General features: G+C 70.6%; 11 protein-coding genes. 5 read left to right on the top strand and 6 right to left on the bottom strand.

Annotated features, from left to right (window positions below; translation table 11 throughout):
* The first annotated feature begins 54 nt into the window (after positions 1-54).
* From guaA to fghA, 5 genes are all read left to right on the top strand, one after another.
* Positions 55-1,638 (top strand): glutamine-hydrolyzing GMP synthase, encoded by a 1,584-nt coding sequence (guaA, locus tag JMV16_RS03070; RefSeq protein WP_201492661.1) that lies wholly within the window; start codon positions 55-57, stop codon positions 1,636-1,638.
* 343 nt (positions 1,639-1,981) lie between these two features.
* Positions 1,982-2,446 (top strand): CreA family protein, encoded by a 465-nt coding sequence (locus tag JMV16_RS03065; RefSeq protein ID WP_201492660.1) that lies wholly within the window; start codon positions 1,982-1,984, stop codon positions 2,444-2,446.
* Positions 2,447-2,678: 232 nt separating this feature from the next.
* A complete protein-coding gene (locus tag JMV16_RS03060) occupies positions 2,679-2,963 on the top strand; it encodes a metal/formaldehyde-sensitive transcriptional repressor (protein WP_201492659.1) in 285 nt (94 codons plus the stop codon).
* A 40-nt stretch (positions 2,964-3,003) separates the two neighbouring features.
* Positions 3,004-4,113 (top strand): S-(hydroxymethyl)glutathione dehydrogenase/class III alcohol dehydrogenase, encoded by a 1,110-nt coding sequence (locus JMV16_RS03055; protein WP_201492658.1) that lies wholly within the window; start codon positions 3,004-3,006, stop codon positions 4,111-4,113.
* A gap of 10 nt (positions 4,114-4,123) precedes the next feature.
* On the top strand, positions 4,124-4,966 hold the full coding sequence (gene fghA, locus JMV16_RS03050; RefSeq protein WP_201492657.1) for an S-formylglutathione hydrolase: 843 nt from the start codon (positions 4,124-4,126) through the stop codon (positions 4,964-4,966).
* A 129-nt stretch (positions 4,967-5,095) separates the two neighbouring features.
* Here the strand turns inward: fghA and JMV16_RS03045 are convergent, their stop codons facing one another.
* The 6 genes from JMV16_RS03045 to JMV16_RS03020 all read right to left on the bottom strand — a co-directional run bounded on the left by JMV16_RS03045 (position 5,096) and on the right by JMV16_RS03020 (position 15,995).
* Positions 5,096-5,326, bottom strand: a complete 231-nt coding sequence (locus tag JMV16_RS03045) for a hypothetical protein (RefSeq protein WP_201492656.1) — start codon at positions 5,324-5,326, stop codon at positions 5,096-5,098.
* Between the two features lie 646 nt (positions 5,327-5,972).
* Positions 5,973-7,469 carry a DUF6519 domain-containing protein gene (locus JMV16_RS03040; protein ID WP_201492655.1) on the bottom strand — a complete coding sequence of 499 codons (1,497 nt, stop codon included), beginning with the start codon at positions 7,467-7,469 and terminating at the stop codon, positions 5,973-5,975.
* A gap of 14 nt (positions 7,470-7,483) precedes the next feature.
* Positions 7,484-9,568 (bottom strand): hypothetical protein, encoded by a 2,085-nt coding sequence (locus tag JMV16_RS03035; RefSeq protein WP_201492654.1) that lies wholly within the window; start codon positions 9,566-9,568, stop codon positions 7,484-7,486.
* A complete protein-coding gene (locus JMV16_RS24490) occupies positions 9,565-12,912 on the bottom strand; it encodes a putative baseplate assembly protein (RefSeq protein ID WP_201492653.1) in 3,348 nt (1,115 codons plus the stop codon). The genes JMV16_RS03035 and JMV16_RS24490 overlap by 4 nt, the downstream gene beginning before the upstream one ends.
* A complete protein-coding gene (locus JMV16_RS03025) occupies positions 12,909-15,632 on the bottom strand; it encodes a putative baseplate assembly protein (RefSeq protein ID WP_201492652.1) in 2,724 nt (907 codons plus the stop codon). The genes JMV16_RS24490 and JMV16_RS03025 overlap by 4 nt, the downstream gene beginning before the upstream one ends.
* Positions 15,633-15,638: 6 nt before the next feature.
* Entirely contained in the window at positions 15,639-15,995 is a 357-nt protein-coding gene (locus JMV16_RS03020) for a GPW/gp25 family protein (RefSeq protein ID WP_236580326.1), read from the bottom strand.
* Positions 15,996-16,005 lie beyond the last annotated feature (10 nt).

Here is a 16,005-nt window from a genome sequence, read left to right as displayed (position 1 = left end):
GCCCGCAGCGCCTGCGGGCCGGCCCTTTTTTGACATGGCGCGAAGCCACCCACCATGCACGACAAGATCCTCATCCTCGACTTCGGCTCGCAAGTCACCCAGCTCATCGCCCGCCGCGTGCGCGAGGCGCATGTCTATTGCGAGATCCACCCCAACGACGTGGGCGACGCCTTCGTGCGCGAGTTCGCGCCGAAGGCCATCATCCTCTCGGGCAGCCATGCCAGCACCTATGAAGAGCACGAGCTGCGCGCACCGGCGGCCGTGTGGGAGCTGGGCGTGCCGGTGCTGGGCATCTGCTACGGCATGTTCACGATGGCGGTGCAGCAGGGCGGGCAGGTCGAGGCCAGCAGCCACCGCGAATTCGGCTATGCCGAGGTGCGCGCCCACGGCCACACGCGGCTGCTGCAGGGCATCGAGGATTTCTCCACCGAGGCCGGCCACGGCATGCTCAAGGTCTGGATGAGCCACGGCGACAAGGTCACGGCGCTGCCGCCGGGCTTCAAGCTCATGGCCAGCACGCCCAGCTGCCCCATTGCCGGCATGGCCGATGAGGCGCGCGGCTACTACGGCGTGCAGTTCCACCCCGAGGTGACGCACACGCTGCAGGGCCGGGCGCTGATCGAGCGCTTTGTGCTCGGGATAGCCGGCGCGAAGCCCGACTGGGTGATGCGCGACCACATTGCCGAGGCGGTGGCCAGGATCCGCGAGCAGGTGGGCAGCGAGGAGGTCATCCTGGGCCTGAGCGGCGGCGTCGATTCCAGCGTGGCCGCGGCGCTGATCCACCGCGCCATTGGAGACCAGCTCACCTGCGTCTTCGTCGACCACGGCCTGCTGCGCCTGGACGAAGGCCGCATGGTGATGGACATGTTCGTTGGCCGCCTGCACGCCAAGGTCATCCACGTCGATGCCAGCGAGCAGTTCCTGGGCCACTTGAAGGGCGTTACCGACCCCGAGGCCAAGCGCAAGATCATCGGCCGCGAATTCGTCGAGGTCTTCCAGGCCGAGGCGAAGAAGCTCGCCAACGCCAAGTGGCTGGCCCAGGGCACGATCTACCCCGATGTCATCGAGTCGGGCGGCGCCAAGAGCAAGAAGGCGACTTCGATCAAGAGCCATCACAACGTCGGCGGCCTGCCCGCGACGCTGGGGCTCAAGCTGCTGGAGCCGCTGCGCGACCTGTTCAAGGACGAGGTGCGCGAACTCGGCGTCGCCTTGGGCCTGCCACCCGAGATGGTCTACCGCCACCCCTTCCCGGGGCCGGGTCTGGGCGTGCGCATCCTGGGCGAGGTCAAGGCCGAGTACGCTGATCTGCTGCGCCGGGCCGATGCCATCTTCATCGAGGAACTGCGCAACTTCGTTGACCCCGCCAGCGGCCGCAACTGGTACGAACTCACCAGCCAGGCCTTCGCGGTCTTCCTGCCGGTGCGAAGCGTGGGCGTGATGGGCGACGGCCGCACCTACGAGCATGTGGTGGCGCTGCGCGCGGTGCAGACCAGCGACTTCATGACCGCCGACTGGGCCGAACTGCCGTATGCACTGCTGAAGAAGGTGTCCAGCCGCATCATCAACGAGGTGCGCGGCATCAACCGCGTTGCCTACGACGTGAGCAGCAAGCCGCCGGCCACCATCGAGTGGGAGTGAGCCAAGATCGTCCCGAGGTGCTTCCGGCCATCCCCCAGAACTATCCGTTTTCGCTCTAGGGACAAGGACTTGGCGTCCAAAGGCGTCGCGCGTGAACCAGCCTCCTCCCAGGCGCCCTGAGGGTTGATGTGACGGTATCCGAGCACCTGCAAGCGAAGTGTCGGACGGTTCGAGGCCCGTGATCGAGCCCGGGCACTGAGGCCGCTCGCTGGGCGTCTCGAAGTCGCAGGTTGCCGTTCCTTCAGCTGTCCTCAACGGGTACCGGGATGGCCTCTCCAATGAGGGTGGACTCCTCGACGGGGCCGCGGGCACGCGGCCTGCCCTCGCCGCTCACAATGCCGGCATGAAGCTCATTTTCTGCCTGACCCTGCTGGCCACCGCCGTCGCCGTCCACGCCCAGCGAATCGGCGAAGTCGACACCGTGTTCAAGCTCATAGGCCCGGACCACAAGATCGTCGTCGATGCGTATGACGATCCGGGGGTCAAGGGAGTCACCTGCTACGTGTCGCGGGCCAAGACCGGGGGCATTAAAGGGGGGCTCGGCCTGGCCGAAGACAAGGCCGAGGCATCCATCGCCTGCCGTCAGACTGGCGCCATTTCCTTCCCGAAGCCGCTCAAGCGGGAGGACGAGATGTTCAATGAGCGCATCTCGCTGGTATTCAAGCGCCTTCGCGTCGTGCGCATGGTCGATGCACCGCGCAACACACTCGTCTACCTCACCTACTCGGACCGGGTCATCGAGGGCTCGCCTCAGAACAGTGTCACGGCCGTGCCGGTGGACAGGGCTACGCCGATTCCTGTGCGCTAGCCATCGGGCTGCTGTGCAGCGCTGACCTGTGGTGCATCGCGGCTCTTGCCGTGCTTGGCTGCCGGCGGCTTCTGCGGCCGCGCCACTTAACAGGCCGGGATCGTTTGCCCTGCGCCGGCCAGCTGTCCTTGGCGCGCACCAGCCTTCAAGGCCGGGGATCCGGTTCTGAGGCGAACGCGCACGCTGCCTGCCTCTCCTCTATACTCCCCCCCAGTACATTGGGGCCTGCCGCATGCCGCACTCGACGGCCGAACGCAAACGTGTCGTCACCCGGCTGCGCCGCATCAAGGGTCAGGCCGAGGCGATGGAACGTGCGGTCGTAGCCGGCACCGATTGCGGCGATTTGCTGCAGCAGCTGGCCGCGCTGCGCGGCGCCGCGCACGGTCTGATGGCCGACGTGCTCGAAGGCCATCTGCGCGAGCGCTTCGGCGCCAGTGCCGACCGTGCCGCGCCGGCCGCCAACCCGCAAGCCGAGATCGACCGACTCGTCGTGCTGGTGCGCTCCTTCACCCGCTGAAACCGTCCTTCGCCACAACACCCCTCCAGGAGACCTGACCATGAAATCCCGCGCCGCCGTCGCCTTCGCAGCCGGCCAGCCGCTGCAGATCGTCGAGATCGACGTTGCGCCGCCCAAGAAGGGCGAGGTGCTGGTGAAGATCACCCACACCGGCGTGTGCCACACCGACGCCTTCACGCTCAGCGGCGACGACCCCGAAGGCCTGTTCCCGGTGGTGCTGGGCCACGAAGGCGCGGGCATCGTGATCGAGGTTGGCGAGGGCGTCACCAGCGTCCGGCCCGGCGACCACGTGATCCCGCTGTACACCGCCGAGTGCGGCGAGTGCCTGTTCTGCAAGTCGGGCAAGACCAACCTCTGCGTCGCGGTGCGCGCGACCCAGGGCAAGGGCGTGATGCCCGACGGCACGACGCGCTTTTCCTACAACGGCCAGCCGCTCTACCACTACATGGGCTGCTCGACCTTCAGCGAGTACACCGTCGTGGCCGCGGTCTCGCTGGCCAAGGTCAACCCCGATGCCAACCCGGAGCAGGTCTGCCTGCTGGGCTGCGGCGTCACCACCGGGCTTGGCGCGGTGAAGAACACCGCCAAGGTGCAGCCCGGTGACAGCGTCGCGGTCTTCGGCCTGGGCGGCATCGGCCTGGCGGTGGTACACGGCGCGCAGCTGGCCGGCGCCGGCCGCATCATCGCCGTCGACACCAACCCGACCAAGTTCGATCTCGCGCGCACCTTCGGCGCCACCGACTGCGTCAACCCCAAGGACTTCGACAAGCCGGTCCAGCAGGTCATCGTCGAGATGACCGGCTGGGGCGTCGATCATTCGTTCGAATGCATCGGCAATGTGCATGTGATGCGGGCGGCGCTCGAGAGCGCCCACCGCGGCTGGGGCCAGTCGGTCGTGATCGGCGTGGCCGGCGCCGGGCAGGAGATCTCGACGCGGCCGTTCCAGCTCGTCACCGGCCGGCGCTGGCTGGGTTCTGCTTTCGGCGGCGTCAAGGGCCGCAGCGAGCTGCCGGGCATGGTCGAGGATGCGATGGCCGGCCGCATCCGGCTGGAGCCCTTCGTCACCCACACCATGCCGCTGCCCGACATCAACGAAGCTTTCGAGCTGATGCACGCGGGCAAGTCGATCCGCAGCGTCGTGCATTACTGAGGGCCGGGCCGTGGAACGCGTCGAACAACACGCTTCATCGGGTGGCCGCCAGGAAGTCTGGCGCCACGACTCGACCACGCTGGGCTGCGCGATGCGCTTCGGGCTGTACCTGCCGCCGCAGGCGCTGGCCGGAGAGAAGTGCCCGGTGCTGTACTGGCTTTCAGGCCTGACCTGCAGCGAACAGAACTTCATCACCAAGGCCGGTGCCCAGGCGCACGCGGCGCGGCTGGGGCTGATCCTGGTGGCACCCGACACCAGCCCGCGTGATCCCGGCGGCAGCCTGGGTGTCGCCGACGACCCGGCCTACGACCTGGGGCAAGGTGCCGGCTTCTACCTCGACGCGACCCGCGAGCCCTGGGCGCGCCACTACCGCATGGAGAGCTACGTGGTGGACGAGCTGCCGGCGCTGGTGGAGCAGCACGCTGCCACGACCGGCCGGCGCGGCATCTTCGGCCACTCGATGGGCGGCCACGGCGCGCTGACGCTGGCGCTGCGCCACCCGGGGCGCTACGCCAGCGTCTCGGCGTTCTCGCCCATCGTCGCGCCGGCGCGGGTGCCCTGGGGCCGCAAGGCCTTCGCCGCCTACCTGGGCGACGATGAAAGCACCTGGGCCGCGCACGACACGACGGCGCTGATCGCCGGCGCCGCCGAGCGGCTGCCGCTGCTGGTCGACCAGGGTGGGGCCGACGAATTCCTCGACGGGCAGCTGAAGCCCGAATGGCTGGAGGCGGCTTGCGCGGCAGCGGGCCACCCGCTGACGCTGCGCCGCCAGCCGGGCTACGACCACAGCTACTACTTCATCGCCAGCTTCATCGGCGAGCACCTCGAGCACCACGCCCGGGCCTTGCGCTGAAGGGGGCGAGGCAAGCTTGGCTGCGCGCGAAGGGGCGGCCAAGGATCGCAGGCGGGCGGCGCCGCGCAAGCCACGGTTCACGATCACCGGCAAGCCGAGATTTTCTGACGGTATGGGCGACGGTCACTCTCAGTCGTGCGGCAAGCAGGGCAGCCCAGCACTGCTCTGGTGGTAGGCCAGGCAGGATGGCTCGCGGGCCACGTTGGTGCCGCAGCACTTGCGCTTCATGCACACGTAGATGCGCGTGGTCTTGCCGATGCCGCCAGCCGATTGGCGGGTACAGGCCTCGAGGTAGGTCTCGGCAGGCTTGGGCGGCTCGGCGGCTGACGCGGGCGGCGGCGCGGCGTCTTGCACAGGCATGGCGGCACTGGCGGGTGTCTCCGGGACGGCCACGCGCTCGAGTTCTGTGTGGCGTGGTCGCACCGGGGCGGCACCGGATCGCGGCCTCGTGGGTGCTGCGGCCGGTGGGGCGGTCGTTGACGTGGCGACCAGGGCTGCCGAAGCTGCCGCCGATGCCGGGGGAGCTTGTGTCGCAGGTGCCGATGCGGCCCCCGACGCCGCGGGCTGCGGCGCCGACACGACCGGCTGACGGCCTGACCGGCCGACGAGCCAGGCGCCGAACACCAGCGCGCCGATCAGCATGGTGACAGGCAGCAGCCAGCGCGAGCGTTTGCGCGCGGCGACAGGGGGCGGCGTAGGCGGCGTGGCCGGCGGCGGCGGCGGTGGCGGCGGCGGCGGCGGCGGCGCTTCGGGCGCAGGCGGCGCAGGTGGTGCCTGGGGTGCCGGGGTTGGCCGCGTTGGCGGCGAACAAGGTGGGGGCGGCGGCGGGGCCTCCGGCGCAGCCACCGCCACTGCCACTGGCGCGGGCTGGGTCACGTGGCGCGCACGCCAGGCGCAGCGCTGCGGGTCGTTGCGGTTGAGCAGCAGCTCGCACTGCGGCACGGGCTCCTGCGCCGCCTCGATCGGACGGCCGCAGCCGGGGCACTCTTGGGCGGCGCTCATGGCCTCAGTCCCCGTCGCGCGCAAGCACGTCGCGCCCGAGTTCCTTCACGCGTTGGTAGCTGAAGCCGCGTGTGAGTGGGGCAACGAGTTCGCTGCGGTTGGCCGACACCGTCACCAGTGCCAGAGGCGCGTAGTGGTGCTGCACACCCATGGGAGGCAGCGCCCTGGGCTTGCCCTCATGGCGCGGCCACAGCACGTCTGCGGTGACCACGCGTGCGGCGACCAGCCAGTAGTCGCCAGCCCGGTAGCGGTGGCCTGGGTGCTTGTCGAAGCGCACTTCGATGCCGTTCTCCAGCGGCAGCCAGGCGCCTTCTTCGATGGGGACGGCGCCATCGATCAGCCCTTCACCTCGTTCACCTCGTTCACCGCGCTCACTGCCTCTGCCGCGTGCGCCCGACTGGTCCCAGCGGCGCAGCACCGTGCGGGCTTGCGCGCAGCCAAGTCCGCTGTCGTCGGCCGCGGCTCTGGAGGCCCCGGCCTCGCTGGGGGCGCCGGCCGGTCGCAGCAGCGTCAGCTGCTGCTGGGCTTCATCGATCTCGGCGATTTGGAGCAGCCGGCCCTGGAGGCTTTGCCAGAGGTCGGGTAGGTTCTCGATCTCGACCCATTGGCCCGCCGCCAGCGGGCTGGCCGAGTCCAGCGGCGCGGCGGCCAAAGTGACGATCAACTGACCGTCATTCGGCGCCGTGATGGACTCGACGCCAAAGGCCACCGTGCCGTTGTCGCGCGACCATTTGAACGTGGGCGGCTGTGGACAGCCGGTGGGGCCGCCGCGGTGGATTTCGATGCGGTAGAGCTGGTTCTCCACGCCACGGTAGGTGCCGGGTTCGGCGTCCGTCTCGTCCAGGCCCGATTCCCAGCCGTCGGGCCGGGTGCGTACCGCCAGGGCCCCGCGGTGCTTGGGTTGAAGCGCCTCCAGGTGCTCGGACCAGCTCGGCGACATGTCGGCCTGGCAGCCGTTTTGCGCCTGCCCGCTTCGTGACCGGCTTGGGACGGCCAGCGTCCTCACGGCCCATGTCACCTGCGCGCGTGCCGTGGTGTCGGCGCCGCCCAGTGCAGGCTCGAGCAGGCTGGCGTCCTCCAGCGCCGTGACCTCGCGCTCCCACACGTCCAGAAAGACCAGGTGGTGGTGGCCGGGCGCGTCTCCGGCGGGCCAGCGATAGAGCAAAGGCGCGTGGTTCTCGCACAGCAGGCCATCGACGTAGTAGCGGCCGCGCGTCAGCACCAGTTCGCCCGGGCCGCAGCGTTGCAGCAGCTGCTGCGTCGGCTCGTCGATCTCGTGGGGCGTCTTCAGGCCCGGCAGCAGCACCCGAAAGCCATGCGTGTGCGAGGGGCCGGCGAAGGGGCCAACCAGGTCGGCCATCATCAGGCGCAGCGTGTGCAGCATGAGGGCGGCCTGCTCGTTCCAGTCGGCGTCGAGTTCCACTCGGCCCTGCTGCTTGAGCACGCGGCTGAAGTTCTTCGCCGGGTCGAAGCTGACGCGCGACGTGTCGATGTTCTTCATGGGGAGGGGCCGTCCTAACTGGCGTTGATGAGTGCGAGCTCGTAGCCGACGGGCAGGAACTCAGCCATCCGCTCGCGCAGGTGGGCCTGGCGCTGCGGCTGGAACAGGTCGTGGAAGGCGCCCATCTCGGAACCGTCCTCGGCCCCGGCGCTGATCTCGGCCGGGCAGTTGGGGGCCAGCTGGGCGTAGTCGGGCTGGCCGTAGTGCAGGCTGCTGAAGCGGGGTTGAAGTTCGTGCGTGGCCGTGGCCGCGGGCTGGCACGAAAAGCGGCGCGGCGTGGCCGAATGGCGCGGCACCCAGCAAAAGCGCAGGCAGCCTTGCTGGCGTTCGCTGATGCGCACGGCTCCGTGGAAGATGCTGTCGGCGGCCAGCGCGAGGGCGCGTGCATGCACCTGGCCGATGAGCGTGCTGCGGTACACGGTCAGGCGCACATGGGCCGCTTCGCCGTCGGCCGCGGCGATGGCGCGCCGGCGCGTCGACGTGGCGTCAACGATGCTGTCGCTGATGCGCAGCTCCAGCGGTTCGGCCTCGGCACCGCGGCCGTGGGCGGGCACGGAGATCGGGCCCACGATGCTGTGCTCCAGCACCACGCGCGTGGAGCGGCCTTCCAGCCGCAGGCTGGGCGCCACGTCCTGCTCGTCTTGAGTGCAGCTCGCGCCCGGCTCCCAGCCGGGCACCAGCGTGCAGTGCCGCAGTGTCAGGGCCTCCAGCTCACCTCGCACCTGCACACCGCGACCGGCCACCATCAGGCCCACCAGCCACACGCAGCCGCCTTCGTTGCCTTGCAGGATGAGAAACTCGCGGGCGTCGCGGTGGCGGTTGCGCAGGTCGATCAACGGCCGTGCCTGGCCCGTGGCGCGGATCTCCAGCCGCTGCCCTTTGCGCAGGCGGATCGGTGGCGGGTCGGCATACACCGCGTTGGCGGTGAGCGTGATCACCACGTCGTCCAGCTTCTCGCGCTCGCGGAATTCCAGGGCCTCGTCCAAGGTGGCGTACTCGGCGTCGGGGCCTACGGTCAGGTGCTCGCAGCCACTGCTGGCGGACCGCTCGGTGCGCACGTACTCGCCGCCGCCCATGGGCGCGCTGAAGGCTGTGTGGTAGCTGACCAGCAGTCCGGCCTCGGGCGCTTCACCCGGTGCGAAAGCGATGCGGCCACGGTCGGGATCGATCTGCACCGTGCCTGCGCGGGGCCGGCGCCGCCAGCCGGACAGGTCGGCGACGACGAGTTGTTCGCGTGGCACCAGCGTCAGCGCGCCCGCCTCACGGCGCCACAGGGCCAGCGCGCGGCCCTCGCCGTACAAGGCTTCGGCCACTCGGCCCTGTGCGTCCACCATCAGCGCACGCGTCAGGCGTGCCGGCCAGCGCAAGAGGCCTTCGCCGCCGGGTGCCAGGAACAGCGGTGTGTCGTTGCCCAGCACGCTGAAGGTGTAGCAGGCCTTCTCGTGGCGGTCCAGGCAGTAGGAGGCCATCTTGGTCACGGGCAGGCTGCGCAAGCGCCAGACGAACAGGCCCAGGCTGAGCGGGCCGTGTCGCCCCGGCCGCTGTGTCGATGAGGCCCGGCGCAGATCCACGCCGTGCGACAGTGAATCGAAGGGCGAGCCGGCACCGCTGCAGACCGCGGCGTCGCGCACGGGGGCCAGGCGGCTGGGCGGCAGTCCGGGGTCGCGCAGCGAGGCCGTGCCGGCCAGGAAGCGGCCGAACTCCACCGCCCGGCAAGGCCAGCCGCAGACGGCACTGGCCACCTCCTCGAGCACGGCGGCACTGCCTTTGCGGCGGCGCCAGCGCAGGGCATTGCCGACATCGCGGCGGGGCACCAATGCACGCAGTCGGGCAGGTTCGGCCGCGCCATCGCCATCATCGGCCACAGCGGGCGTGCGGTAGCCGATGAGCTCGCCGATGTAGGGCACCACCCAGTCGTCGCAGGTCTCGATGAACCAGTTGTCGTAGAGCTGGTCGATATCGCCCTGGACGATTTCGACCTGCTCGCCGATCACCCCCAGCAACGCGCGCAGTGCCCCGCCGGCGGCGATGTCGCGCTCGCGATAGACGCTTGGCAGCAGCCGGTACAGGCGTGCGGCAGGGTCGGTGAGTTCACTCATGGGGTGGCTTCCTGCAAGGCCAGGCAGGCCGGGGTGTGTGCGCTGAGAAAGGCGATCTGTGCCGGCAGTGCATGGGACGCACCGCGCTCGTCCACGGCGCGCCGCGCCGGCCGCGCAACAACCCGCTGGGCCAGCGCCTGGGCCGCTGAGGCGCTGCTGGCCGAGCTGTCCAGCAGCGCCGCCAGCGGCACCGCGTCGAAGGCATCGACATCGACGCCCGCCACACCGGCAACCCCCTGGATGCAGCTGATCACACGACTCAGCGCCACATCGGCAGCCAGCTCGGCGCTGTCGAAGCCGAAGGCCTGCAGCAAGGCTGCGCGCACGGCCGCGGCCACGCTGTCCCAGTGGTAGTCGGGCGCCAGGCGCAGTTGCGCCGCCAGGCGCAGCAGCAACACCTCGGCGGGTCGCACGGACACGGGCTGTTGCGGGTCGCCGAAGCGGCGCATCGCGCGCAGGAGGTTGACGCACACGTCGTCGTCGGGCTCCAGCGGCGCCTCGTCGCTGCCGGTCACGCTCACCACCACCGTGGCGCGCCGGCCCAGCGGCAGGCGCGCGGCGTCGGCCTTGCCGACGCCGGCGAAGCAGCGCGCGAAGTCGGCGTGATCGGTGACGGACACCAGGCGGTCCAGCGCCATCAGGGCCCGTGGCGCGTTGCGCCGCGCCTGGGCGGGCGTTTCGGCGTCGGCGCCGCCGCTGGCGGCCTGCGGGTTCTGCACCGACACCACGCCCAGCGGGCGCGAGACCGCCTGGCTCAGCTTGCCTGCCGCCACGTTGCCGGCGCTGCCCAGGCCGTTGCGGTACAGCGCCTGCACGTTGTCGTTGCCGCTGGGCAGGCGCGCGCCCTGCAGGCCGTTGCCGAAGCTGACCAGGGTCTTGCCGTCGTCGCCGCGGCGGGTGACGTAGCAGCGCTCGTCGGGGCCGGCGCCGTTGAAGCTGTCGGCTTCGTGCCAGGTGATGTCGTTGACGCGCACTTCCAGCGTGCTGCGCCGTCCGTTGGGGGTGTCCGCCGACAGGTAGGTCAGAGGCCCCTGGTGCAGCGCGAACCGGGCTGAAGCGCGCTGGCCGTCGCCGCTGCCCAGCACCTCGTGCTGCGACTCGCCGTGGGTGGCGCGCACGACGTTGCCATGGACGCGCACGCTGCCGGCCACATAGCGGTGCGCCAGCGGCGCGGTCAGCTTCAGCGTCGTGCTCAGGGTCTCGCCGGCGGCGCCGCTCAGCGCCCGGTGTTCGCTGCCGGCGAGTTGCACCAGCTCGGCATCGCGCACGCCCGAGGTGCCATCGATGTCGCTTCGTTCGCCTTCCACGATCAACCAGCGGCCCGGCTCGAGGCCGCCCTGAACGCCGGCCAGGTCCAGCGACTCGCCTTGCACCTCGGCGCTGTCGGGCGCGTCGGCGAGTTCCAGTCGCTCGCTGGCCGCGAGCAGGGTGGTGCTGCGGATGGCGTGGCCGAAGTCATGCACCGACGCGGCCACGTCGAGCCACGGCCGGTCCAGCCTGAGCCGCGTGGTGCGGCCGCTCATGCCGTAGTCCGCGCGTGATCGAGGCGCGGCGTCGAGCACGCGCGTCACCTGCAACTCGGCGCTGCTGGCGCGCTCGACGGCAACCCAGCTGCCAGGAATGACACTGTCATAGACGGCGTCGAGCGAGACCTCGTCGTTCACTTCCGTGGGCTCGGTGGCGACAGCGCGTGCGGTGGATTCGCCCTTCACCTCGAGGATGGGCGAATCCAGGTTCATGCGCAGCAGCTCGAGCAGGCGCGAACCCATGGGCTTGTCCAGTGCCTTCAGGTAGCGTTTGAAGAAGGACAGCCGCGCCAGGCCCAACGACACCGGGCTGCAGCCGGTGGCCGAGATCTGGATGTCGGTCTCGCCTTCCTTGTGTACGTTGTTCAGCCTGATGTCGATGCCGCGGTTGGCGAACACGATGTGCAGCGCATCGGGGTCGTCACCGCCGTCCTGCGCGATGGTGACGGTGACTTTCTCGTTCGCTTCTTCGAGCACGATGACGATCTGCTCCGGGTTGAGCCGGTTGTCGCCCAGCACGGCCGGGAAGCTGCCGATCTGGACGCTCACGCAGAGGGCGTCGTCGTTGTCATTGCCTTCCACCGAGCTGACGGTGATGGTGAAGGGCTCGGTGGTGCGCGACGCCTGCGTGGGCCGCGCCAGGGTCCACTCGCGCTGGTCGACGAGACGGCCCTTGTCGTCGAACACCGGCTCGAGCGCGGCCGTGCTTCCGAATGGCGCGGCGCGCACGCGAAAGGCATGCACCTCGACCTCTGGCGCCGTGGCCGGCGCGGCGCCGGCCAGCGCCGCATAAAGCTGGGCGCGGCGTGCGGGGTGGAAGTCGGCCCATGCCTTGAAGTCGGCGTCGGGCAATGCAGCGGGCCCGGCGGCGCGGCCCGGCCGCTGCGCGGCTGGTGCAGCTTGCGTGCGCGCCGGAGCGGCCACCAGGTGTTGCAGCAGTCGCCGCGGCGTCGCTGCGGCTTCAGGGGCCGTTGCAGGGGCCGCGGCTGCGGTGGCCGCCGCAGCTTCAGGTGCGGCGGCGGCCGCAGCCTCAGGTGCGGCCGCCGCCGCAGCCTCAGGAGCCGCGGCCGCGGCCGGAGTCTGCAGCGTCACCCGCGTGCGGTTCTCGGCGAACTGCGGCTCCACCGTAGCCACACGCAGCAACGGGCCGGCGACGGGCTGTCCGCCGCTGACCAGCAGCAGCCTGTCGTTGGGCTTGAGCTGCGTGGCCACGCCCTTGAAGTACAGAGCCTGTGCATCGGGCGCCGGGCGCTGTGCCAGCGTGCGCCGCAGTGGCAGCTGGTTCCACTCGGTGCGCGCCAGCAGCGGCTCGGCGGTCTCGAAGGTCTGCGGCAGCGCGCCCGACTCGGGCACGCTTTGCACGCGGCAGCCCGCGGGGATGGGCACCGATTCATCGGCACCCGCCTGCACCGTGTAGGCCAGGAATACGGAAGCCGCCACGCCAGGCTGGAGCCGATAGCCCGCACCGGCGGCCAGGGCCTGCACCGAGAAGGCCTCGGTGGCCGTGCGCAGATAGCCTTCGTTGGCCAGGCGCTCCTGGTAGAAGCTGACGATGTCGCCCACCACCGACCAGGCGTCGAGCATGGCGATGGCCGGGTCGCTGCTCTGGCGCGTGCTCAGCCCGGCCAGGGCCGGCGTGCTGCCGGCCGGCGCGTCCGCGGGCACGTAGCCGGGCAACCGCGCCCGCATCGCCGCCATGAACGAGCCGTGCGTGCCGATGCGGCACGACAGCGCCGGCAGTCCGGGCCGGTTCTGCACCGGGCGCGGCTTCGGGGCCGTGGCATCGGTGTCGGTCTGGCAGGGGCAGCCGCTGCTCATCGCCCACCCCGGGTCTGCACCGTGAAGCGGCCGAACTCGGGGAAGTTCGGGTCGTTGTCCACTCGCGCGATTTCCAGTGCGCCGACTTTCAGCACGCCGGCCTGCAACTCGCCGTCGGGGCCCTGGTGCAGGCGCTCGAGCCGCGTGACAGTGACACTGTCAACGCCGGCGATGCGCTGCGCGCCGGCGATGAGCCGGCTCATCTCGACGTTCTGGCCGAAGCTGAGCTGGTCGGGGTGGAAGAAGGCGCGTGTGCCATCGGGCAGCCGGCCGGTGCCGAAAGCCTGTTGCAGGGCCTGCTTGACATGCTTGGCCACATGGCCGGGCTGGACCTGGACCACCATGGTGATGTCCAGCGGCAGGTAGCGCGCGGCCACGATCTCCACCTCGTGGCCGAGGCGGCGGCAGGGTTCGATTTCGGCCCGCAACTGCGCCGCCAGCTTGGGTGCCAGGGCCCCGCTGCCCAGGGGGTCGATGGCCACCCGCACGAGGCCGCGGTGGCCGTTGAACCGCAGCGTGGCGGCGGCGCGCTGAACGCCGGCGTTGCGCCCGGCGAGAAGCGCATAGTCGGCGGCGGTGACGGCGCGTGTCAGCTGTGTGCGAAAGGCCGTGGGTGCGAGCTGCTTCACGTCGGCCACGGCCTCGGGCGCGGTGCCGCCGAGCGCCGGCAGCGGCTGGCCCAGCGCGATGTCGGCGAGCCCGCCGCCACTGAGCACCAGGTGCGTCAACGCGCCGGTGCCGACGTTGCCCGCTTCGCCCGCGCTCACGCGGTAACTGGCGCGGTAACGCGCACCGGCGTCGGGGCGGCGGCCGCATTCACCGTTGCCGAAGCGAAGCTGGGCACCGCCTGCGTTGTCCACCTCGACGACAAAGTGCAGGTCGTCGGGGCCGCTGTCCAGCAGGTCGGGCCGGGGCAGCCAGGTTTGCTGAAGACGGCGCAGGTTGTCGCGCAAGGCGGCAAGGGCTTCGGCGTCTGGAGAGCTGGGGTCGGCGGTCTGGCGCAGGCGGCGCAGCGTGGGCGGATCCAGGCGTGCGAGCAGTTCGGCCTGGGCGGCGTCGGCGGCATGCGCCGGATCCTGCAGTTCACGCGCCAGGGCGCGCGCCAGGGAGGCAGGCTCGTCGAGGTCGGCGAAGCCGAACAGCGCATCGCGGCCATCGGACCGGCCGGGTATGGCCCGCAGTTCAATCTGCGGCAGGGCGGCGCGCGCCGACTGCTGGCCCAGTGAGGCCGCCGGGGCCAGCGGGTTGGCCGGCGTGCGAAAGACCAGCGGTCCGTGCGCCAGACGCAGGCCACCCCGCGCCAGGGCCTGGGGGGTTTCGTCGATCACGGGCCGGCCTTCGTCGGCCAGCACCAGGTTGCCACCGGCCACGGCCATCGGGGCATCGTCCGCGGCGTGGCAGCCGGCGCGGACCACCAGGTCGAAGCTCAGCGCATCTTCTACGGCCCATTCGATTTGCACGACAGGCATCTGCCCCAGCGGGTCGGTCGCGGTCTCGACGCGGGTCAGGCGCACCACCTGGCGCTGGCTTGTGTCAGCGTCTGCAGCCAGGCCCGCGACCGGGTTGCGGGCTTGTTGCAGCAGCAGGAAGTCGCCCGCCTTCAGGTGGCGCAACATGCGCTGTCGTGGGGCGGGAGCCGGGGCCGGCACCTGTGTCCTCGACGGCTTGCGGTGCCGTGCCTGCTGTTGCTGCTGCATTTCGCCGGCTGGCGCCGGTGCGTCGGGCTCTTCGCCATCGACCAGCGTGGCGCAGGTGCTGCCGCGCGGCAGCACATGGGTGGCACTGCCCCAATCATGGAGGCGAATCTCGTTCAGCGCCGCGAACAGCGGCAGCGGCCCCGGCCACACGGGCACGAAGCTGAAGTAGCGGCTCGCCTGCACATCGGCCAACACAGCGGCGTCCACCACCGCCTGCGACGGCGGCAGGTCGGGCGCCCAGTCGGTGACGAAGCGCAGGTTCAACGCCTCGGGCACGAGCACGTCGGCCGCACAACGCAGCTGCACCCAGGTGCGTGCATTGCAGCCTTCGTGCATGAGGTAGTCCAGCAGCCGCGCGTGGCGCCGCACCGAAATGCGCTGGTGGGCCGTGGACAGGTAGGCCTCGGTGGCCGCGGCATCCTGCTGGTAGCTGAGGTGGTCGCCCACGTAGGCCATGATTTCGACGAGCGTGAGGCCCACATCGGGCACATGCGTCTCGCGCCACTGCGGCATTTGCACCGCCAGGCGGTCCAGCAGCACGCGGCGCAGGCTGGCGTAGTCGCGTGCAAGGTAGTTGATGCCGGGCTCGGCCGGCGCCTGGCTCGCCGCAACTGCCGTGGCTTGGCAGTCGAGATCGGCGCCGGCCACGCGAAAGCGGAACGGGGCGCGTGAGAACACGGGGTCGAAGCCGGGCAAGTTCGTGAAGCGGCCTCCCGTCAAACGGCCCAGCCGCAGCGTGTAGGTGGCGTAGTCGCCTTCGCGGCTCAGCGTGACGATGAAGTCGGCGGCGCCCTCGGGCGCCGCGTCGTCGAGGCGCAGGTCGGTGGCCACGATGTCGCGCACACGGGCCCCACCTTCGATGCGGATGTGGCCCGCGTCCAGGGGCTCGGCCGGCGCCTTGAACAGGCGCAAGCGCAAGCTGCGGCGGTCTGCGCCCAGCTCGACATCGTCGATGCCGTTGAGCGCGCTGCCCCTGACCGCATTGCGCCGACGCAGGTCGAAGAAGAGATCGGGCGTGTCCATCGCGGTTCAGGCCTGACGCTGGAACTGCACGGTGCCGGCAGCACCTGTGCGCTTGATGCGGTACTGCACGTTGACGACCAGCGTGGCCTCATCGCTTTCCACCTCGAAGGCCAGCACGTCGATCACGTCGCCCAACCAGCGTTGCAGGCAGCCCTGTGCGGTGAAGCGCAGCGCGGCGGCGAGTTCCGTGCTGTTCGGTGCGAACACCAGCTGCATCAGGTCGCTGCCCAGGTCGGGCCGGTTGACACGCTCGCCCGGCGTGGTGAAGAGCAACTGCTCGATCATCTGGCGCACATGCTCGTCGCCGGACGCCGCCGCGCTGCGGCCGGCTGAACCCACACGGTAGGGGAAGGCGATGTTCACGGTGGCGCGC

The organism is Rubrivivax sp. A210 (assembly GCF_904426505.1).
Lineage (GTDB): Bacteria > Pseudomonadota > Gammaproteobacteria > Burkholderiales > Burkholderiaceae_C > Rubrivivax.
Note: the sequence above shows the minus strand (reverse complement) of the source record. Positions and strands in the feature narration are given on the sequence as shown.

Excerpts from the sequence above, each read along its gene's own strand:
- guaA (WP_201492661.1), top strand. The coding sequence starts at position 55 with ATGCACGACAAGATCCTCATCCTCGACTTCGGCTCGCAAGTCACCCAG.
- JMV16_RS03055 (WP_201492658.1), top strand. The coding sequence starts at position 3,004 with ATGAAATCCCGCGCCGCCGTCGCCTTCGCAGCCGGCCAGCCGCTGCAG.
- JMV16_RS03025 (WP_201492652.1), bottom strand. The coding sequence starts at position 15,632 with ATGGACACGCCCGATCTCTTCTTCGACCTGCGTCGGCGCAATGCGGTC.
- JMV16_RS03035 (WP_201492654.1), bottom strand. The coding sequence starts at position 9,568 with ATGAGTGAACTCACCGACCCTGCCGCACGCCTGTACCGGCTGCTGCCA.
- JMV16_RS03040 (WP_201492655.1), bottom strand. The coding sequence starts at position 7,469 with ATGAAGAACATCGACACGTCGCGCGTCAGCTTCGACCCGGCGAAGAAC.
- JMV16_RS03065 (WP_201492660.1), top strand. The coding sequence starts at position 1,982 with ATGAAGCTCATTTTCTGCCTGACCCTGCTGGCCACCGCCGTCGCCGTC.
- JMV16_RS03045 (WP_201492656.1), bottom strand. The coding sequence starts at position 5,326 with ATGCCTGTGCAAGACGCCGCGCCGCCGCCCGCGTCAGCCGCCGAGCCG.
- JMV16_RS03060 (WP_201492659.1), top strand. The coding sequence starts at position 2,679 with ATGCCGCACTCGACGGCCGAACGCAAACGTGTCGTCACCCGGCTGCGC.
- JMV16_RS24490 (WP_201492653.1), bottom strand. The coding sequence starts at position 12,912 with ATGAGCAGCGGCTGCCCCTGCCAGACCGACACCGATGCCACGGCCCCG.